The following is a 20,179-nucleotide window of genomic DNA, read 5'->3' on the forward strand; positions in this document are numbered from 1 at the left end:
TATTATTTAAAGAATGTTGCCCAAAGTAAATATACATTTAATACTGCAATAACTGAAGCAATCGTCCAAGCTACTGACTTGAGCCAAGTTTTATTAACAAATTTACCCATTTTCTTAGCATCACTAGTGAACATAACTAGTGGTATAACCGCGAAAGATAACTGTAAAGATAAGATTACCTGACTTAATATTAATAAATCAGCAGTTCCTTTTGACCCGTAAAAATAAGTGACGATAAGAGCTGGTGTAACAGCAATTAAACGAGTAATTAATCTTCTTATCCAAGGTTTAAGCTTAATATTTAAAAAGCCTTCCATTACAATTTGCCCAGCAAGAGTACCAGTTAAAGTAGAATTTTGACCTGAAGCCAATAATGCCAATCCGAAAAATGTACTTGCTAAAGTCGTTCCGAGTAATGGAGTAAGTAACTGGAATGCATCTTCAATTGATGCAACGCTTGTATGACCCGATTTGTAGAAAGTTGAAGCAGCTAATATTAAGATCGCTGCGTTTACAAACAATGCAATCATCAATGCAACTGTTGAGTCAATTGTTGCAAATTTAATCGCTTCTTTCTTACCAGCATCTGATACATCAAACTTTCTAGTTTGAACGATTGAAGAGTGAAGATATAAATTATGAGGCATAACAGTTGCCCCTAAAATTCCTAAAGAAATATAAAGCATTTTTGGATCTGTAATAACTTGAGAACTTGGAATGAATCCACCAAATACAGCTTTTACATCAGGTTGAGACATAATCAATTCAAAAACAAAACTACCAGTAATTAATATGATTAATGAAATAACAAAAGCCTCGATATACCTAAATCCTTTATTTTGTAAAAGTAAAACAATGAATATATCTAAAGTTGTCAAACAAATTCCATAAAACAACGGAATACCAAATAATAGATTTAAAGCGATGGCTGACCCTATTAATTCAGCTAAGTCACATGCAGCAATTGCAGCTTCACAAAGCACCCAAAGCATAAATGATACAGGTTTACTGAAGTGGTCTCGACATGCCTGAGCTAAATCTCTACCGGTAACGATACCTAATTTAGCAGCTAATGATTGTAGAATGATGGCCATAAGATTAGAAATTAAAATAACAGATAATAAATTGTAATTAAATGCAGATCCACCTGCTATTGAAGTTGCCCAGTTTCCAGGGTCCATATATCCAACTGCAACTAAATATCCTGGGCCAGCAAATGCTAGAAACTTACGAAAATTACTAGCTTTCTTTGGAACAGATAATGAACGATGAACCTCTTGCAAACTAGGTTGTGTATGTTCCTGTCTCCATCCAGCTTCTTTATATATGACTTTTTCTTGTGATTCTTGTGACATGTTTCCCACCACCTGTTTTATTGTGCACATCAAATAGTTTTTCCCTAGGGAAAGTTTTTTAAATTATATGCTGATTTTAACACAATAGTTCCCAAATGTAATAAAAAATTTTTGATAACTTCGTAAATTTTTAGTAAACAGATAATATACGTAGAATATTTTCGTTTTCTTTTGTTTCTGCTTTTTTAATATTTCTTATGCAATTTTTCAGATAGTTCTTTTTTAAAAATATACTGACGTTTATTATCGAGTTAATTATTTTCAAGTGTGATATACTAGTCGAAAAATTCAGTTATATTTGGGAGAGAGTTCTATGAAGTTTGTATTAGTATTTGGGCCTCAAGCAGTCGGAAAAATGACTGTAGGGCATGCACTAGAAAAAATAACAGATTTAAAATTGTTTCATAATCACATGACAATCGATTTAGTTAGTAAGTTTTTTGATTATGGAACAAAGGAAGGGAGTAGATTAGTTAATTTATTTCGAAATGAAATATTTGAAGAGGTGTCCAAAAGTAACTTATACGGCATGATTTTTACTTATGTTTGGGCTCTCGATCTAAAATCTGATTGGGAATATGTCGAGAAAGTTTGTACCATATTTGAGTCAAAAGGGGCGACAACCTATTTTGTTGAACTTGAAGCAGAACTCGATGAGAGACTTGCACGAAATAAAACTCCGCACAGATTAGAACATAAGCCAACAAAAAGAGACATTGAATGGTCTGAAGATAATTTATTGAAGACAATGGAAAAATTTAGATTAAATTCGATAGAAGGGGGAATTCAGAAGGAAAATTATCTTAAAATAAATAACACAAATATGAGTGCAGAAGATGTTGCTAAATTAATTAAAGAAAGATTTGATTTGTAAGTAGTAATTAATAGATTCACTTCTAACTTTCATTTTAATAATGTTTTCCCATTATTGTAGAAAATTGCTTTTGTGAATAAAAAAGTTTTTTCTAACGATAACGAATAGATTTATCCGTTTAATTTTACTTCATCACAACTTTGCAACTGTTAACTTACACCTACTTAATTGACAAGCTTCGCAAGCAAAGTGGTCAGCTTCTTAAGGGAAAGTTAAACCACCTAATTAGTATATTAGGTGGTTATTTGTTATGTATTAGTTGTTGTTAGGATCAGTGTCGTCGTAGTATGTACCGCCACCAGTTTGAGCATTAAATGTCCAATCAACTTTTAATTTATCGCCTTGGAATTGATTTTGGTCTTGTCCATTATCAACAAACTCGAATAATACGAAAATCTTTTCCTTTTGACCAGCAGGAATGCCATCTGGATCCTTTGTGCTACCTACGAATTGATTGATTTCTGTTAAATCAGGAGTTTGATTTTGTAAGTCATATAATGATGTTTCAACGATCTCATTTGTAGCACTGCTAGTGTTGTACATAATTGTAACTTTAATATTCTTAGCTAAATCTTCAGTGTTATCATTTTTTACGTCTTGGATTTGATATTTAGTGTTTAATAGAACTTTATTAATATCTAAAGTACCATTGTTTTCTAAAGTAAACTCACGATATACTTCATCACCTGGTTTTAAATTACTAATGTTTACAACAGCATTAGGGTTCATACTTAAGTCTAGTGTACCAGATGCAAATGTGTTATCAGTTTTAATTGTATCGCTAAAATACGCAAATGTACCTCCACTAATTAACGATAATCCAACTGCTCCACTCATTACTACTTGACCAATTCTCTTAGTAAAACTCATTCCATGTTCCCCCTTAAGGTTAAGTTATTAAACTCTTAAGCTTTTATAGTGCTTAAGAGATCTAACAGATTTTTTAACTCAGAGTAAGAACTGTTCTGTGATGTTTTCATTATCGAGAACTCCTTCGCAAAAAGCCCTGTTGGAATCCATTATTACTTAATTTTCAGAAAATTAAAACCGGGTTATTTTGATTAGAAATTCATGAAATTTTTATCGAATTTAAACGTAAAAAGACAAAATGCAAGGTAAATACTTGCAAAAAAGAACCCGCCCTTGACATATTGATTTAAAACATAATTTTCTGAATAATTAGAAATGTGGTTGCAACACAATTCAAATAAGGGGTGAATGTTTTGAAAATGAAAAATGAAAAAAGAATGAGAAAGAAGACTATTCCAGCTGTTATGGCTTTAACTGTTGCTTTTTCAGGTGGATTAACAACTTTACCTTCATTTGTAAATGTAAAAGCAAGTGCAGCAACAGTTAATGAAGCATTGAGTAAAGAAGAAGTAGTAAAAGCATACCTTAATTCAAAACTTGATAGTGGATTTACTAAATCTGTAACACCTTATGATCAATTCAAAATTATAAGCGAACAAACGGATAGTACGACCAATACATACCATGTAAGAACTGTCGAACAGTATAAAGGAATACCAATCTATGCCTCTGGACAGACTGTAGCGTTAGATGAGAATAATAACGTAATTGCCTCATTTGGTAATGTAACGAAAAATTTAAGTCGTTCTATAATTCCAAGTGAAGCAGCAATTTCTGAGGAAGAAGCGGTTAGTATTGCAAAATCAAAGGTAGAAGATCAAATTGGTGAAGTTAAACGATACGATGGAATTGATACAGAATTAACGCTTTATCCGTTTAAAGGTAAGTACTATTTAACTTATTTAGTAAAGGCATCAACTTCAGTTCCAGCACCTGGATATTTTCACTATTTTGTAGATGCGACAAATGGACAAATCGTTGATAGCTTTAATGCAATTGATTATGCTTTACCAGAGGTGACTCCAGTAGCGGGTAGAGGACTGGATGTAAATGGAAAAATGCAATCATTTGCTGCTGTGAAAGATCTTAAGACAGGTACAAGTTATTTACATGGTGCCTCTGTATATGGATCATCTCCTAGCACACTTAATACTGTTCTTTTGAATACATATGATGCTCATCGTATGCCAGAAACAGCATTTATCCTTCTTTCAGGTTTATTAGGGTTTACTGGATTTGAAGTACAAACAAATAGTTCATCTAACTTTTTCTATGACCCAGCTGCGGTATCTGCTCATATGAATGCTGATAAAATTAATAAGTACTATCAACTATCGGTGAAGCGTAATAGTTTAGATGGGAAAGGTATGTCATTAACAAGTACAGTACATGTTGGTTCGAAGTGGAATAATGCTGCTTGGAATGGAAAGCAAATGTTATATGGTGATGGCGATGGTATTGTCCTTGGTTCGTTAGCTGGAGGATTAGATGTAACAGGACATGAAATGACTCACGGTGTTATTTCAAATTCAGCGAATTTAACATATAAAGGGGAGTCAGGGGCTCTTAATGAATCAATTGCCGATATTTTTGGACAATTAGCGCAGGATTATTTAGAGTATCAAACAATCGCTACAACAGACCCTAAATGGGAAATGGGAGAAACGATCTATACTCCAACCAAGCCTGGTGATGGGGGACTTCGTTCTCTAAGTGATCCAGGTTCTAAACGTGTTAGTACAACCTATATGCCTTCTGGTTACTATCCGGATACGTATGATGAGCGATACTTAGGTGATTTAGATAATGGTGGAGTTCATATTAATAGTGGAATTAACAACAAGGCTGCTTATTTAATTGCAAAGGGCGGTACGAATAATGGATATACTATTAAAGGATTGGGTAATGCAACCTTACAACAAATATTGTATCGTGCTTTAACCCTTCATTTAACTCCTGCCTCTAACTTTAAAGATATGCGTGAGGCTCTAATTCAGTCTTCTAGAGAGATGTATCCTGACAAAAATGGAGTGCCTTCTGCACAAACAAAGGCAGTAATGGATGCATATTCTTCTGTAGGTATAAATTAATAAGAATCAACTTCTTAGACCAAACCGCGCAAGCGATTTGGTCTTTTAAATAAGTACTTTTTTCAAAACTTATAGAAATAGAATAGGAAGAATGAACTTCTTTAAGAGGAGTATAAAATGAAGAAACTATTTATTTTCTTTTCAATATTTTGGTTAACTGCATGTGAAAACAACTCTTTATCAATTGTTGTAAAAGAGTATGATGTGGGTAAGTTGAATATAAAATTTAGTGAGAACAAAGCATATAATATAGGAGCTAATTACAAAGGTATGCCAGTCTTTAAGGATACTAAAAAGGCATTAAAACAAGCTAAATTAGACTATAAAGAAGCCTTTAAGGCAATAGCTCTTGAATACAAATTAAAGCCGATCAGTCATCATAATTATAAAGAGTACGAAGTGTACAGCTGGCAAACTACGGTTATGAATGAAAGAATTCAAAAGCAATGCGTGGACATTTCAAAATTTTTGGATATATACGAGAATAGCTTTCCATAGCAAAGGAGATTAAAAGGTTAAAAAAATAAAACCACCTAACTAATCTATTAGGTGGTTTTATTTTTAGTTGTTGTTAGGATCAGTGTCGTCGTAGTATGTACTTCCGCCAGTTTGAGCGTTAAATGTCCAATCAACTTTTAACTTATCGCCTTGGAATTGATTTTGGTCTTGTCCATTATCAATAAACTCGAATAATACGAAAATCTTTTCCTTTTGACCTGCTGGAATTCCATCTGGAACCTTCGTACTACCAACAAATCCTTGAATTTCTGTTAGATCTGGTGTTTGATTTTGTAAGTCATATAAAGTCGTGTCAACTATCTCATTTGTAGCACTGCTAGTGTTGTACATGATTGTTACTTTAATATTCTTTGCTAAATCTTCATTGTTATCATTTTTTACATCTTCAACTTGATATTTAGTGTTTAATAAAACTTTATTAATATCTAAAGTACCATTATTTTCAAGCGTAAATTCACGGTAGATTTCATCACCAGGTTTTAAATTACTAATGTTAACTACAGCATTAGGATTCATACCTAAGTCTAATGTACCTGCTGCAAACGTATTATCAGTTTTAATTGTATCGCTGAAATACGCAAATGTACCTCCACTAATTAACGATAATCCAACTGCTCCACTCATTACTACTTGACCTATTCTCTTAGTAAAACTCATTTCATTTCCCCCTTAAGGTTTATTTATTAAACTCTTAAGCTTTTATTTTGTACTTAAGAGATCTAACCAACTTTATCCTGCAGTTTTTTGCTCAAACTCTTTCTTTAATTGAAACAAATTGCGTATTGCTGAAAGAGTTAGAAGAAGCCCTGGAACAATTAACAATAGTGCAGATCCAGCTTTTGAGCTTACAAAATTTAATGCATAACCAACATATGGAATCGTGAAATTCGAATATTTTCCTACGATATTCTGAGGGGACACGGTCCATAAGTCTTGGGCGTTATTGTTATCACCTTTTGTTTTATAGGAAATTTCACCATTTTTTTTATGGACAGCTGCTATTCTGTGAGTGATCAGCTTATTGTCCATGTGAAAGGTAACAATATCACCTTTCTGATAAGTTGAAGGATTTGCTCCTAGCTTAATGGCAATTATTGAGCCCGTATGAAAGGTAGGTTCCATTGATCCGGATAAAACAGCTTTTAATTGATAGCCTAAAATGGTGGAATCACCACCTGTAAACCTAGAAGAAATCACAATAAAAGCTAAGAAGCACAAGATGACAATAGAAATACTTTTAAAAATATTACCTACAATTGATAAAACTTTCTTCAACATGAGATATCACCTATTCGTTTTGAGTTGTATTTGCAGAATTATTAGAATTTTAATTTTGGTTTGAAACTGTATCGGAATTATTTGAATCGTGCTTTAGAGTTGGATCTGTATCGGAATTATTTGAATCGTGCTTTAGAGTTGGATCTTTATCAGAATCGAGCTTTAGAGTTGAAACTGTATCAGAATCATTTGAATCGTGCTTTAGAGTTGAATCTGTATCAGAATTATTTGAATCATGCTTTAGAGTTGAATCTTTTTCAGAATTATGACTTTTATTTGATTCTGTATCATTTTTAGGTTCAATAATATCGTTATTAATCTTCTCCTTACTTTCATTTAGCTCGGTTTGAATTGTGGATTTAATACTTTCTATTTTTTGTAGATTAATTGTTTCATTTACTTGAAGAATTAGTTTGTTAAGAGCTTGGTAGCCTTTTCTCTCAAATTCATAACTACTTTGTTCAGTTTCTGGAAGTTCATGGATTTGATTATGATAGGTGTCCATTTGGTCTTGAATGGTATGTAAACTTTGTAATTCACCATATAATTCATGTTCCTCATTAAGAACATTTGTAAGTAACTTGGACAATTCAGGTTCGCTACCAGATAGTGTTGCTTCCATAATCGATTCATATAATTGATTAGCTCTTGTTGAATGATCTTTTGCAGCTGTTGCTAGTTGTTGAATTGTTTTAGGAAACACAATTGCGGCAGAAACGACTTGTTCTGATGAAGCCTGACTAGAAAATGTTGCCTCGGTTTGACCAACTGTTTGCATTGCTAAGTAAAATTGAATCGAACATAAACTTACTATTATGTAGACTTTTTTCATTGGTTGTTTCAAATTTTCACTCCTTTGCAAAAGCCCTGTTGAAATTCATTATTGCTCAGTTATCAGAAAATTGAAACCGGGTTATTTTCGGACTAATTATAGGTAGTATTTTGTCGTAAATAGTCGTTAGAAGGATAAAAAGCTTAAAAGACAGCTCAAAAAGAACCCGGGTTTGACATATTGATTTAATTTAGAATTTTCTTAATAATGAAAATTGCAATCGCAACACAAATTAATAAGGGGTGAAAGTTTTGAGAATGAAAAAAGAGAAAAGAATGAGCAGAAAAGCAATTCCAGCAGTAATGGCATTAACTGTAGCATTTGGGGGCGGACTAACTTTACCTTCATTTGTAAATGTAAAAGCAAGTGCAGCAACTGTTAATCAAGCTTTAAGTAAGGAAGATGTTGTAAAAGCCTTTCTTAATTCAAAAGTAGATGGTCTAGCAAGATCAGGTTCTGCATGGGAACAATTTAAAATTGTTAGTGAACAAGCTGACAGCACAACTAATACATACCATGTGAGAACAGTTGAACAATACAAAGGAATTCCAATCTTCGGATCAGGACAAACTGTAGCACTAGATGCAAATAACAATGTATATGCATCATTCGGTAATGTAACACAAAGATTATCACGTGCAATCATTCCAACTGAAGCATCGATTTCTGAGGACGAAGCAGTTAATATTACAAAATCAAAAGTTGAAGAACAACTTGGTGAAGTTAAACGATATGATGGAATTAATACTGAATTAACCATTTATCCTCATGATGGTAAGTACTATTTAGCATACTTAGTTAAGGCTTCAACATCTGTTCCAGCACCGGGATACTTCCATTATTTTGTAGATGCTACTAGCGGAGAAATAATTGATAGCTTTGATGCAATTGATAACTTAGTAGATCCTGCAAATCTTACAGTTGCGATTGGAAGAGGTTTGGACGTGTTTGGTAAAATGCAATCTTTCCCAGTAGGAAAAGATGCGGCAACTGGTACTAGTTATATGTATGGTGGATCAATTGCGGGTGGTACAACAACGGCACCAAATATTGTTCCATTAGCAACTTTTGATGCTCATCGTATGCCTGAAACTGCATTTATTTTATTATCAGGACTTTTAGGTTTTACAGGATTTGAAATTTCTACTACTAGTTCAACTAATTTCTTCTATGATCCTGCAGGAGTATCAGCGCATATGAACTCTGATAAAGTAAACAAATATTATCAAACTGTTCAGAAGCGTAACAGCCTGGATGATAAAGGCATGACTTTAATTAGTACGGTGCACATTGGATCAAAATGGAATAATGCTGCATGGAACGGTAAACAAATGTTATACGGAGATGGCGACGGAATCGTACTAGGTTCACTTGCTGGAGGATTAGACGTTACTGGACATGAAATGACTCACGGTGTTATTGAAAAGTCCGGTGTTAATTTAACATATAAAAACGAATCTGGGGCTATTAATGAGTCACTAGCAGACATTTTTGGAACATTCGTTGAAATTTATTCGACTAAGGAAAACGAGTGGGAGATGGGTGAAGATGTATACACTCCAACTAAACCAGGTGACGGAGGTCTTCGTTCATTAAAAGATCCAGGTTCAGTACGTGTCAGCACAAAATATATGCCATCTGGCTACTACCCAGATACTTATGCTGAAAGATATTTAGGTACTGAAGATAATGGTGGAGTTCACATTAATAGTGGAATTAACAACAAAGCTGCATATTTAATTTCACAAGGTGGTACGAATGAAGGATACACGATTAAAGGTGTAGGTGTAACAACTGCAGAAAAAATTTACTATCGAGCTTTAACGAAATACTTAACTGCTTCTTCTGGATTTAAAGAAATGCGTGAAGCAGCTGTACAAGCAGCTCGTGATCTATACCCAGATAATAAAACTACTGGTGCGCCTTCTGCTCAAACGAAAGCAGTAATGGATGCATATTCTTCTGTAGGTGTAAATTAATAATAAACCTCAAACCATGAGCTAGCTTGCCTGTTCATGGTTTTCTTATTTTATATTAAATTTTTCCTAATTATTCCAATGTGATAGTAATAAAATACTATATTTTATTATTAATTCTTCATTAGATTATCCTAATAAATTGTGTGAATAGCATGATGGAAACTTAGTTGAACTATTGTATATTTAGTATAAGTTTTAGGATAGGAGGAGCAATCAATGATCGAAGGAGAAGTTATAAAATTTTATCGTACTAAAGCCGGTCTAACACAAGAAGAACTAGGAAAAGGAATCTGCTCTTCCAAGCACGTAGGAAAAATTGAAAGAGGGAATACATCCTACTCTTCTGAAATTATTACCTTGTTTTCTGAACGATTACAAATTGATATTCGAAAAGAAATTGCGAACTTTGAAAATCTTGAAAATAAACTACATAACTGGCATACAGCAATTATTAAACTAAGAATGAAGGAAGTTGAATCATTAAAGAAAGAGTTGGAAGAAAGTCCTTTTATTAATTCACCAAAATACGATGTAATGTATCAATTATTACTAGCAAGATATTATCTTTTAAAGAATGATTATAAGAACACTGATACGATTATTCAATTTATCCAAAGAAACTATAAGGATCTACCTCCTTTTGAAAGAAACCTCTTTTTGCACGTGATAGGGGTTTATTATTTAAATAATTATAATAATTCAAGTACAGAGAATCATCATAAAGCAATACAAACATTAAAGAAAATTGATATAAATGAGTACGGCAATCCAGAATACTATTATCATTTAGCAGTTGCTTACGGTTGGGCAGATTCTAAGGTGATGGCATATGTATACGCAGAAAAGGCACTTAAATATTTCAAAGATACAAGTAATTATTTACGTGCAATAAATGCTGAATCAATTATGCTTTATCAATCAAGTCATGATTCTCACTTGGATTTCAAAAAATTGAAACAATCATATAAAAATTTGATCCATGATAGTGAAACACTTAATGCACCAGATAAAACAGGGATGTTATTAAATAATTTTGCTTTGGAATATTTTAAAAGAAAAGATTATGAAAAAGCGCAAAAATATTATAAAGCTGCGTTGCAATTAGAGAAAAAGCCATCAGTAATCTATCTTCAGCGACTTAATAATTATCTTAAGAGCTGTTTCGAAGGTAAATTAATGCGCAAATCTGCCTTATTAAGTAGCGCTCAAAAAGGGCTAACAATCGCAGAAGATCTAAACAATGAACATTATCAAGTACTCTTTACTTTGCTAATCTATTCGATTGAAAATAAAACGAAAGAATATATTAAATACATAGAAAAGAAAGCGTTCCCTTATTTTAAGTCACGGAATCATACAGTTCTAATAAAACGATATGGTAAGCAGTTGTATGATCATTATGTAAAAGAAAAAGAGTTTGAGAAGGCAGTAGAAATGTCTAATTTCTTAATTGATCCTGTTGTTAAAACGTATAACTAAAGGATTGTTTTAGAACAGTTCTTTTATTGAATCTCTTTTATCTGACCAAAATTTTATCATTAATGCATGATAAAAAGTGGTCCTATAAAAGACAATGATTAAAAAAGATAAGATTCAAAAAAAGTTCCCTTAAGGAACTTTTTTTTTGATCAGTTATTATGTTGAAACAGTAATATCGGAAGTAGGTGCAGTACTTACTATTTCTAACACAATTGGAGTGTCAGCTATATTCCGTCTCCTCCAGCAGGTACAGTGATCGCTAATTAACTAACACCCGTAGCTCCAGGAGTATAAGCTGAAATACCACTCATTTTGTAGGTAGACTCTTTTCGAAATAATTGTTGTAAACAAGCTTTTTAAAGCTGATTGTTAAAACAAGGTGTGGGGTTTCTGTAGGAGTATCAGAAAAAGTGAAATAGTTTAGATGCTAACGGACTACTCTATGTTCAGACTAAAATCAACTAGTCATCTTCTTAATGAGCAACAAGAATTACGAAAACAGCTTTAATGTACTACAATAATAATTTTATGTTTAAAATACAAAAATGTATGGGGGACAAACTATATTACAGAAATTTTTTTTATAAAGTTATATTTCATCAGCATTTCTGCCCATGAAAAATAGAAAAAGGATATTAAAATTAAAATATGATATGATTTTTTAAATAATTGCACTAAATTCTAAGAATGGGGATAAAGTATGATTCGAATTTTAATTGTGGATGATGATTCTCATATAAGAGAGTTACTGAAAATGTATTTACAAACTGAAGGCTATACGACATTTGAAGCAGCTAACGGAGACGAAGCTTCTAGGTTGCTTGAGCAACAACAAATTAATTTAGCGATTGTAGATATAATGATGCCAGGTAAAGATGGGTACCAGCTTTGTGAAGAAATAAGAGAGTATTATGATTTTCCAGTCATATTGTTAACTGCAAAAAGTGAGCTTTCTGATAAAGAAAAAGGATTTGCAGTAGGCACAGATGACTATTTGACTAAACCATTTGAACCAAAAGAAATACTATTCCGGATTAAGGCACTGTTAAGAAGATACAATATGATTAGTGCTCAAAAAATAAAACTGAACGAAACCGTTATCGATCGAAAAAGCTATGAAGTTTACTGTAATGGAAAACTACTTATGCTTCCAATGAAGGAATTTGAATTATTGTCCCAATTGGCAAGTTATCCGGATCGAATTTTTACACGTGATGAGCTGATCCAATTAATTTGGGGTGCTGATTTTGAAGGTGATGATCGAACAATAAATGTTCATATTAAACGTTTACGTGAAAGGTTTTCTAGTTTAACGAATGACTTTAGTATAAAAACCGTTCGCGGTGTTGGTTATAAATTGGAGGTCACTAAAAAGTGAAAACTTTATACATAAGAATTGTTCTTACAATCCTCGGTGTAATGATTTGTAGCAGTTTATTGGCTTTCTTTCTTTCAAATGTGTATTACCACTATAATTTAAAGCCTTATAATGATAAAAAATTAACTAAAATGGCTTTAGACGTTGGTACTTTTTATGAAGAAAATAATGATATTGAATTAAGCAATTACTTAAAAAGTATTAGTAAATTAGGATATCAAATTTTATTAGTAGATCAACAAGGAAATCAATCTTTTTATGGTGGTTCTTTTAGAGAAAAAAAACTAGATCGTAAAGTGATTGATTCAGTTTTAAACGGAAAGGTCTATCATGGTATTGCCGAATTTCCAACATCATTATTTGTGACTGGATTTTTTGATAATACATTGAGTAATACAGTTGGTGTTCCTATAAAGTCGACTACTAATCATTTGGCGCTATTTATGCGTCCGAATGTACAACTTCAATTTGGTGAATTGCGTATACTCTTTTCTATTCTCCTATTACTGACAATTGTATTAAGTATTGTATTCGTTCTAGTTAGTACAAGATATATAGTAAAACCGATTATTAAATTAACTGAAGCAACTAAAAAAATTGCAGAAGGAAAATATAATGTTCAATTGCAAATTAAACGCCAAGACGAAATAGGAAAACTTGCTAATCACTTTTCGCATATGTCACAAAGATTAGGACAAATTGAAGCGATGCGTCAGGAGTTTGTTTCGAATGTATCTCATGAAATTCAATCACCACTTGCATCGATACAAGGTTTTTCGCAATCTCTACAAACTGAAACATTAACCGAAGAGCAAAAGAAACATTACTTATCGATTATAGAGGAAGAAAGTAAAAGAATGTCTTTGTTAAGTAAACAATTATTAACGTTAGCTGCATTGGATAAAGAAGAAAGTATTCTTCAAAAAACAACTTTTGATGTTGCCGAACAAATTAAACAAGTAGTTTTTACAACTGAATGGAGTTGGAGAAACAAAGAGTTGGCCATTGATTTGGAATTACCACAAACTTATGTGTTTGGTGACAAGAATCTACTGCATCAAGTTTGGACAAATTTAATGACGAATTCCATTAAATTTAACCATGAAGGTGGGTCAATCTCAATCAAACTTAGTAGTAATGAAGAGTATGTTCATATTGAATTTCAAGATACTGGGATTGGCATTTCCGAAAAGGATCTGGAACAAATATTTAATCGGTTTTTTATTGTTGATAAAGCAAGGAATCGAAAGGAATCCAGTAGTGGCTTAGGTTTAGCAATTGTTAAACAAATCATTGAATTACATAATGGCCATATAGAAGTTAGCAGTAAAGTAGGAGAAGGAACAAAATTTCATCTAACCATACCTAATATTAAAGAGTTCTGATTTAAAATTGTAATCGACTGTTCACCTGTTGTTCATCTAACATTCCTATACTCTGAATTACAAAGAGTGCTTCTACTTTTTACACTCTTTAAAATTTAGTAATTTAAAGGAGATGAATGACAGGTGTTTCTTGCATTAAGGGAATTTAAACACGCAAAATTACGTTTTTTATTAATTAGTCTAATCATGATCCTTATATCATTCCTAGTATTATTCGTTTCAGGATTAGCGAAAGGATTATCTTTTGATAATGCTTCTTCTATTGATAGCATGGCTTCAAACTATTTTGTATTACAAAAGGAATCAGGTAAACAAATTAATCATTCAATGTTAACGGAAAGTCAAATAAATGAAGTTCAGAAATTTGTTGATGAAAAGAATTCTGCAACTTTAGGAGTTCAAATGACTACTTTTCTAAAGGAAGGAACATCTAAAAAAATTGATGCTACCTTATTTGGAATTGATGTGAATGGTTTAGCGGCTCCAAAGGTAATTGAAGGCGAAATGATTAATAATTCAACAAAGAATGAAGTTGTCGGTGATATTTCTTTGAAAGAAAAAGGGATCAAGCTTGGTGACAGCATTTCTGATCAAATCTCGGGTAAAGAATTTAAAATTGTTGGATTTACTGAAAATCAATCATATAGCCACGCTCCAGTAATTCATATGAATTACAATGAGTGGTCGATGGTGAATAGCAAGAATTCATTTAATGCAATTGCGTTAAAAACAAACGAAAGTACGGCAAAAAAGGTAAGTGAAAAAGTCACAGGAGTAGAAGTAATTAATAAAAATCAAGCATTAAAAGGTATACCTGGTTATAAAGAAGAACAAGGTTCTTTATTAATGATGATTGTCTTTTTATTCTTTATCGGTGCTTTTGTGTTAGCAGTCTTTTTCTATATCATTACGATTCAAAAAATTAATCAATTTGGCGTGCTAAAAGCAATTGGTTCAAAAACTAGTTATTTAGCTAAAAATATTATTTTTCAAGTTTTAACACTTACACTGTTAAGTCTAATGATTAGTATTTCAATTACATTTGGATTATCTAAAGTATTACCAGCAAGCTTACCTTTTGTATTTGATACTCAGTTAATCATCGGAAGTTCATTATTATTCCTATTTGTAGCAATAGTCGGCTCGTTAATATCTTTATTAAAAGTAATAAAAATTGATGCGATTGAAGCAATAGGGAGGGCTTTTTAATGAGTAATAAACTAGTGTTAGATAATATTAGCAAAACATACAATGACGGAGATTCTTTAGCAACAACAGTATTAGACCAAGTTTCTATTCAAGTAAAAGCTGGCGAACTAGTAGCAGTTGTTGGTCCATCAGGCTCAGGTAAAAGTACCTTCCTTTCAATAGCAGGTGCATTATTATCGCCTACTAGTGGGAGAATTTTAATAGATGATATTGAAATAAGTAATCTCCCAGCAAATAAATTGAATGAATTTAGATTATCTAAAATCGGATTCATTTTTCAAATGTCTAATTTAATTCCGTATTTAACAGTTAAGGATCAGCTTCTATTAATTGCCGAATTAGCTGGAATAAAAAACAAAATTGCCGAGAAGAAAGCTAACGAATTACTTGAACAATTAGGATTATCAAAGAGAATGAAAAACTATCCAGAAAATTTATCAGGAGGAGAGAGACAACGAGTAGCCATTGCAAGAGCACTAATGAATGATCCAGAAGTGATCTTTGCGGATGAACCTACAGCTAGTCTCGATTCTGAAAGAGGAAGATCAGTAGTTGAAATGCTATCTAGAGAAGTAAAGCAAAGACAAAAAGCTGCGATAATGGTTACTCATGATAAAAGGATGCTAGACTTGTGTGACCGTGTTGTTTATATTGAAAATGGAAAACTTACTGAACAAATTTAAAGAAAAGCCCGTTTTTAATGAACGGGTTCTTTTTATTTTGTTTGAACATCGTTTAGACACTCTTGAAGCTGCTATGAATATGGGATATTCCCCAATTTTCTAAATAAGCAAAAGAACCCGTTCAATTCGAACGGGTTCTTTTTTATAGATGGAATCGATCTAAAAGATTCGTTTTAGCAAGATCAATTACATCACTTGCATGGCCATTTAATACAGCTTTTAATGTCCAAAGTGTAAATCCATGTGCTTGCTCAATACTTACTTTAGGAGGCATTGCAAGTTCTTGACGGTTTACTAAAACATCGATTAATGCCGGTCCATTGTGTTCAAACGCACGTTGTACAGCGGATTCTAAATCAGCAGGATCTTCTACACGAATTCCTTCAATCCCCATCGCTTGAGCTAATGATGCAAAATTAGGGTTTTCTAAAGTAGTACCAGTTTCTAGGTAACCAGCAGCTTTCATTTCTAATTCTACGAAACTTAGCGCGCTATTGTTAAATACAACTATTTTTACAGGTAATTTATGTTGATGGATTGTTAATAAGTCACCCAATAACATTGATAATCCACCATCTCCGCATAATGCGACTACTTGACGTCCAGGTTGGGAAACTTGAGCACCAATTGCTTGAGGCATGGCATTAGCCATAGTTCCATGATTAAATGACCCAAGTAATCTTCTTTTTCCATTCATTTGTAAATAGCGTGCAGACCATAATGTTGGCGTACCGACATCACATGTAAATATAGCATCTTCACTTGCAAGATCACTTACAATCTTTGTTAAATACTGAGGGTGGATCGGCGTGCGCCCTGGTTTTCCTACAGCAAATTTATCTAAATCTTCACGTACATTTTTGTATGCTGAAACATACTTTTCTAGATGGCTTGAATCTTTTACATCAGTTAAGAGAGGTAGTAACTGACTAATTGTCTCTTTTACATCACCACATAGTCCATAAGTAAGTGCAGCTCGTCGACCTAGATGCTCAGCTCGAACATCTACTTGCAAAATAACTGCATCGTCCGGATAAAATTGTCGATAAGGAAAATCTGTTCCTAGCATCAATAAGACATCGCAATCCATGATGGCGTGATAACCTGATGAGTAGCCAATTAATCCGGTTAACCCTGCATTGTATGGGTTATCGTATTCTAAGAATTCTTTTCCCCTAAGTGCAATAACCATTGGAGATTTTAACTTTTCACAAAGAAGCATTAAATGAGAATGAGCACCTTCACAGCCTGCTCCGCAAAGTAATGTAACTTTCTTACCATCGTTAAGAAAGCCAGCTAGTTTTTCTAATTCAGGTTTCGATGGACTAATCAGTGGATTAGTTATGTGAATAACTTGTTCTGGAACAGTTTGTTGATCTTCTAAAGCAGCAATGTCACCAGGTAAAACAAGTACAGATACACCTTTTCTTGCGATTGCATGCTGCATAGCAATTGTTGCTAGACGAGGCATTTGTTCTGCTCTATACACCGTTTCACAGAAGTGACTGCATTCTTTAAATAATTGCTCGGGACGAGTTTGTTGAAAATACTCACTTCCAATTTCGATGCTTGGAATTTGAGCCGCAATCGCAAGTACAGGAATACGGCTTCGATGACAATCGTATAATCCATTAATTAGGTGAAGGTTACCTGGACCACTGCTTCCCGCACAAACTGCGATACTTCCACTCATTAGAGCATCTGAACCTGCAGCAAAAGCTGCAACTTCCTCATGTCGAACGCCGATCCATTCAATTCTTTTTGAGCTTTTAATTGAATCCAAAACAGCATTTAAAGAATCACCAACAATACCATAAATTCTAGTAACCCCTGCTTGAATCAATGAATCGATCAGTAAATCTGCAATTGTTTTCCTCATTGTAATCTCCTTCTAGTTCACCATGATGGAACTAATTCAATTTATTAAACCTTAGGCTACAGATAAAGTTATGTTTTGCAGAACTTTAAAACGTTATACCAAAAAAAGGCAGGAAAAGTAGGAGGTATTGAGAATAAATACTTTAAAAAGTCTCTTATCCTCGAATTTTTTGTCGAAGGAATCTATCTTGAAACTTACGTTTACGTAAGATTTATAATGAATCTATAGCTAGAAGGAGGAGGGCATTTTGAAGTTTTATTCGATTCGAGAGATGACGAAGGAATTTAATACGACTCATAGAACCCTTAGATATTATGAAGAAATCGGATTATTAATGCCTACCTATACTGAAAGTGGTAGAAGAAAGTACTCCCAAAAAGATTGTACACGTCTTTATTTAATTCAAAGAGGTAAAAATTTAGGCTTTCATTTACAGGAAATAAAAGAAATGATTGATTTATTTATGATTGATCGAACAGGTGAAAAACAATTACAAAAAACAATTGAATATGGGAACCAGAAGATTAGAGAGTTAGATAAAAAAATAAACGATTTAATCCAATTAAAAGAAGAAATTATGAGGATTAAGAGCAATCTTGAGCGAAATTTATTAGAAATCGAATGAAATACTTCCGAAAAAGGATGTGGAAGGCTAAATGAATTTTTATAAAGAAGATCTTAATCTACAGATGATTTTAAGAAAATATTTTAATGAAGATTTTTTTACATGGGCTAATAGAGAACTAGAAGAATACGGAGAGCTTTGTGCGAATGAAATTGATCAACATGCAATCCACACTGACAGAGAAGGCCAACCCCGTTTAATCAAATATGATGCATATGGTAATGATATTTCACATGTTTGGGTAAATGAAGGTTACAAACAAACTGTAAAAGATACTTATAATAGAGGGATTGTTAGCTATATCCATAAGCCAATACCAGAGCTTGGTACTAAGGGGAATTATATTTATTCCTATGCCCAAGGTTATTTACTATCGCAGACTGAAGCTGGTTTTTATTGTCCGGTAACATTATCAATGGCTGCTACGTTTTTAGTTGAGAGATATGCAGATGAAGCATTAAAAGCAAAATATCTTCCTCATTTATTATCGACTGGGGAAACAGAATTATATGAAGGAGCGACTTTTTTAACCGAAAGACAGGGTGGTTCAGATGTTGGAGCCAATGTAGTGAAAGCAGTTAAGGAAGGAGACTACTATCGTATTTACGGAGAAAAATATTTTGCTAGCAATGCAGGTCAGTGTGGTATTACAACGATTTTAGCAAGAATTGAGGGAGCTCCTGCTGGGAGTAAGGGGTTAAGTTTATTTTTAGTTCCTTGGAAGAATGATGATGGTACAAATAACGGATTCACGATTAGGCGATTAAAAGATAAGCTAGGTGTAAGAGCTGTTCCATCAGGAGAAGTTGAGTTTAATGGAGCGAAAGCATTTCTAATCGGAGATCCTTCTAGAGGAATTAATTATATGATGGAAGCATTGAATCTATCTAGAATATGTAATGCTGTAGCATCAGTTGGAATAATGAGAAGAGCTTATGTAGAAGCGAAGAAATATGCAGAAAATAGGCCAGCATTTGGACAATTACTAACAAATTTTCCGATGATTCAAGAGACATTAGCAAAACTTGCATCGATTCAAGAAGTACAAACTAATGCAGTATTTAATTTAGTTGCTTTATATGATCGAGTAATCGGGAAAGAAAATGGAACAACTGAAGAACAAACATTAGTACGAATTTTAATTGCTATTTTAAAAATGCGTACAGCAGAAGAAGCAATTCATTTTTCTCATGAGGCGATTGAAATGCATGGAGGAAATGGTTATATTGAAGATTTTGTTACACCTCGACTTTTAAGAGATGCTCAAGTACTTACAGTCTGGGAAGGAACTGCCAATATTTTAGGTTTAGAGATTTTGAGACTGTTTAACAAAATGAATGGTTACAAAGCCTTTAAATTATTCATTGAAGAAAAATTATTAGATATACCTCAATCACTAGTAAATGAAGGTGAAATAATAAAGAAAAAGCTGGATGAATTACATGAAAATGTTCAGTATCTATTTACTTTAGATACTAATAAACAAACATATTATGCAAAGAAAATAGCAAATAAAATGGCAGATTTAGTAGAAGCGGTTACTGCTCTTGAAGATACAAAAGAGCATGTTCGAAAAGAGTATATTGCAAAAGTATTGATCCATGAACGATATTTTAAGGATGAAATTAATAAGGAACAAATTCATTTAAAGTATTTTGATGAAATTGTTAATTATAAAGTTTCGGTTAATAAATAATCTTAATATAAAAAAAAGGAACCCCTTACTCTGCGAATAAGGGGTTCC

Annotated in this window: 17 protein-coding genes; 11 read left to right on the forward strand and 6 right to left on the reverse strand. The window is 32.9% G+C overall.

The window, feature by feature from the left end; all coding sequences use genetic code 11:
* Positions 1-2 precede the first annotated feature (2 nt).
* On the reverse strand, positions 3-1,355 hold the full coding sequence (locus BED47_RS07990) for an Nramp family divalent metal transporter (protein ID WP_069033213.1): 1,353 nt from the start codon (positions 1,353-1,355) through the stop codon (positions 3-5).
* Between the two features lie 313 nt (positions 1,356-1,668).
* On the opposite strand from BED47_RS07990, the gene BED47_RS07995 reads away from it, so the two are divergent.
* Positions 1,669-2,229 carry an AAA family ATPase gene (locus BED47_RS07995; protein ID WP_069033214.1) on the forward strand — a complete coding sequence of 187 codons (561 nt, stop codon included), beginning with the start codon at positions 1,669-1,671 and terminating at the stop codon, positions 2,227-2,229.
* Positions 2,230-2,484: 255 nt separating this feature from the next.
* Here BED47_RS07995 and BED47_RS08000 read toward each other — a convergent pair whose 3' ends face one another.
* The gene (locus tag BED47_RS08000; RefSeq protein ID WP_069033215.1) at positions 2,485-3,099 is read right to left on the reverse strand and encodes a TasA family protein; all 615 of its coding nucleotides are present in this window, start codon (positions 3,097-3,099) and stop codon (positions 2,485-2,487) included.
* Positions 3,100-3,458: 359 nt separating this feature from the next.
* Here BED47_RS08000 and BED47_RS08005 point away from each other — a divergent pair, with 359 nt between their 5' ends.
* Together BED47_RS08005 and BED47_RS08010 are read left to right on the forward strand one after the other, a co-directional pair.
* Positions 3,459-5,189: a M4 family metallopeptidase gene (locus tag BED47_RS08005; protein WP_069033247.1), complete on the forward strand. Its 1,731-nt coding sequence runs from the start codon at positions 3,459-3,461 to the stop codon at positions 5,187-5,189.
* A 117-nt stretch (positions 5,190-5,306) separates the two neighbouring features.
* Positions 5,307-5,687, forward strand: coding sequence for a hypothetical protein (locus BED47_RS08010; RefSeq protein ID WP_069033216.1), 381 nt, complete (start codon positions 5,307-5,309; stop codon positions 5,685-5,687).
* Positions 5,688-5,750: 63 nt separating this feature from the next.
* Here BED47_RS08010 and BED47_RS08015 read toward each other — a convergent pair whose 3' ends face one another.
* The 3 genes from BED47_RS08015 to BED47_RS08025 all read right to left on the reverse strand — a co-directional run bounded on the left by BED47_RS08015 (position 5,751) and on the right by BED47_RS08025 (position 7,830).
* Complete coding sequence (locus tag BED47_RS08015; RefSeq protein WP_069033217.1) at positions 5,751-6,365, reverse strand: TasA family protein; 615 nt, start codon at positions 6,363-6,365, stop codon at positions 5,751-5,753.
* Between the two features lie 72 nt (positions 6,366-6,437).
* Entirely contained in the window at positions 6,438-6,983 is a 546-nt protein-coding gene (gene sipW / locus BED47_RS08020) for a signal peptidase I SipW (RefSeq protein ID WP_439097773.1), read from the reverse strand.
* A 52-nt stretch (positions 6,984-7,035) separates the two neighbouring features.
* Positions 7,036-7,830 carry a DUF4047 domain-containing protein gene (locus tag BED47_RS08025; RefSeq protein WP_069033219.1) on the reverse strand — a complete coding sequence of 265 codons (795 nt, stop codon included), beginning with the start codon at positions 7,828-7,830 and terminating at the stop codon, positions 7,036-7,038.
* Between the two features lie 263 nt (positions 7,831-8,093).
* Between BED47_RS08025 and BED47_RS08030 the strand changes: the two genes are divergently transcribed.
* The 6 genes from BED47_RS08030 to BED47_RS08055 all read left to right on the forward strand — a co-directional run bounded on the left by BED47_RS08030 (position 8,094) and on the right by BED47_RS08055 (position 15,931).
* Positions 8,094-9,797 carry a M4 family metallopeptidase gene (locus tag BED47_RS08030; RefSeq protein WP_069033248.1) on the forward strand — a complete coding sequence of 568 codons (1,704 nt, stop codon included), beginning with the start codon at positions 8,094-8,096 and terminating at the stop codon, positions 9,795-9,797.
* A gap of 216 nt (positions 9,798-10,013) precedes the next feature.
* A complete protein-coding gene (locus tag BED47_RS08035; protein ID WP_069033220.1) occupies positions 10,014-11,276 on the forward strand; it encodes a helix-turn-helix domain-containing protein in 1,263 nt (420 codons plus the stop codon).
* Positions 11,277-11,976: 700 nt separating this feature from the next.
* Positions 11,977-12,654: a response regulator transcription factor gene (locus BED47_RS08040; protein WP_069033221.1), complete on the forward strand. Its 678-nt coding sequence runs from the start codon at positions 11,977-11,979 to the stop codon at positions 12,652-12,654.
* Positions 12,651-14,039 carry a sensor histidine kinase gene (locus BED47_RS08045; protein WP_069033222.1) on the forward strand — a complete coding sequence of 463 codons (1,389 nt, stop codon included), beginning with the start codon at positions 12,651-12,653 and terminating at the stop codon, positions 14,037-14,039. Before BED47_RS08040 ends, BED47_RS08045 begins: the two co-directional genes overlap by 4 nt.
* Before the next feature lie 123 nt (positions 14,040-14,162).
* On the forward strand, positions 14,163-15,248 hold the full coding sequence (locus BED47_RS08050; protein ID WP_069033223.1) for an ABC transporter permease: 1,086 nt from the start codon (positions 14,163-14,165) through the stop codon (positions 15,246-15,248).
* Entirely contained in the window at positions 15,248-15,931 is a 684-nt protein-coding gene (locus BED47_RS08055; RefSeq protein ID WP_069033224.1) for an ABC transporter ATP-binding protein, read from the forward strand. The genes BED47_RS08050 and BED47_RS08055 overlap by 1 nt, the downstream gene beginning before the upstream one ends.
* 142 nt (positions 15,932-16,073) lie before the next feature.
* Here BED47_RS08055 and poxB read toward each other — a convergent pair whose 3' ends face one another.
* Positions 16,074-17,810 carry a ubiquinone-dependent pyruvate dehydrogenase gene (gene poxB, locus BED47_RS08060; protein ID WP_069033225.1) on the reverse strand — a complete coding sequence of 579 codons (1,737 nt, stop codon included), beginning with the start codon at positions 17,808-17,810 and terminating at the stop codon, positions 16,074-16,076.
* 247 nt (positions 17,811-18,057) lie between these two features.
* Between poxB and BED47_RS08065 the strand changes: the two genes are divergently transcribed.
* A complete protein-coding gene (locus BED47_RS08065) occupies positions 18,058-18,435 on the forward strand; it encodes a MerR family transcriptional regulator (RefSeq protein ID WP_069033226.1) in 378 nt (125 codons plus the stop codon).
* Between the two features lie 31 nt (positions 18,436-18,466).
* Positions 18,467-20,131, forward strand: coding sequence for an acyl-CoA dehydrogenase family protein (locus BED47_RS08070; RefSeq protein WP_069033227.1), 1,665 nt, complete (start codon positions 18,467-18,469; stop codon positions 20,129-20,131).
* The last annotated feature ends 48 nt before the right edge of the window (positions 20,132-20,179 follow it).

It is taken from the genome of Gottfriedia luciferensis (assembly GCF_001712755.1).
GTDB lineage: Bacteria > Bacillota > Bacilli > Bacillales > Bacillaceae_G > Gottfriedia > Gottfriedia luciferensis_B.

Excerpts from the sequence above, each read along its gene's own strand:
- BED47_RS07990 (WP_069033213.1), bottom strand. The coding sequence starts at position 1,355 with ATGTCACAAGAATCACAAGAAAAAGTCATATATAAAGAAGCTGGATGG.
- BED47_RS07995 (WP_069033214.1), top strand. The coding sequence starts at position 1,669 with ATGAAGTTTGTATTAGTATTTGGGCCTCAAGCAGTCGGAAAAATGACT.
- BED47_RS08000 (WP_069033215.1), bottom strand. The coding sequence starts at position 3,099 with ATGAGTTTTACTAAGAGAATTGGTCAAGTAGTAATGAGTGGAGCAGTT.
- BED47_RS08005 (WP_069033247.1), top strand. The coding sequence starts at position 3,459 with ATGAAAAATGAAAAAAGAATGAGAAAGAAGACTATTCCAGCTGTTATG.
- BED47_RS08010 (WP_069033216.1), top strand. The coding sequence starts at position 5,307 with ATGAAGAAACTATTTATTTTCTTTTCAATATTTTGGTTAACTGCATGT.
- BED47_RS08015 (WP_069033217.1), bottom strand. The coding sequence starts at position 6,365 with ATGAGTTTTACTAAGAGAATAGGTCAAGTAGTAATGAGTGGAGCAGTT.
- BED47_RS08030 (WP_069033248.1), top strand. The coding sequence starts at position 8,094 with ATGAGCAGAAAAGCAATTCCAGCAGTAATGGCATTAACTGTAGCATTT.
- BED47_RS08035 (WP_069033220.1), top strand. The coding sequence starts at position 10,014 with ATGATCGAAGGAGAAGTTATAAAATTTTATCGTACTAAAGCCGGTCTA.
- BED47_RS08040 (WP_069033221.1), top strand. The coding sequence starts at position 11,977 with ATGATTCGAATTTTAATTGTGGATGATGATTCTCATATAAGAGAGTTA.
- BED47_RS08055 (WP_069033224.1), top strand. The coding sequence starts at position 15,248 with ATGAGTAATAAACTAGTGTTAGATAATATTAGCAAAACATACAATGAC.
- poxB (WP_069033225.1), bottom strand. The coding sequence starts at position 17,810 with ATGAGGAAAACAATTGCAGATTTACTGATCGATTCATTGATTCAAGCA.
- BED47_RS08070 (WP_069033227.1), top strand. The coding sequence starts at position 18,467 with ATGAATTTTTATAAAGAAGATCTTAATCTACAGATGATTTTAAGAAAA.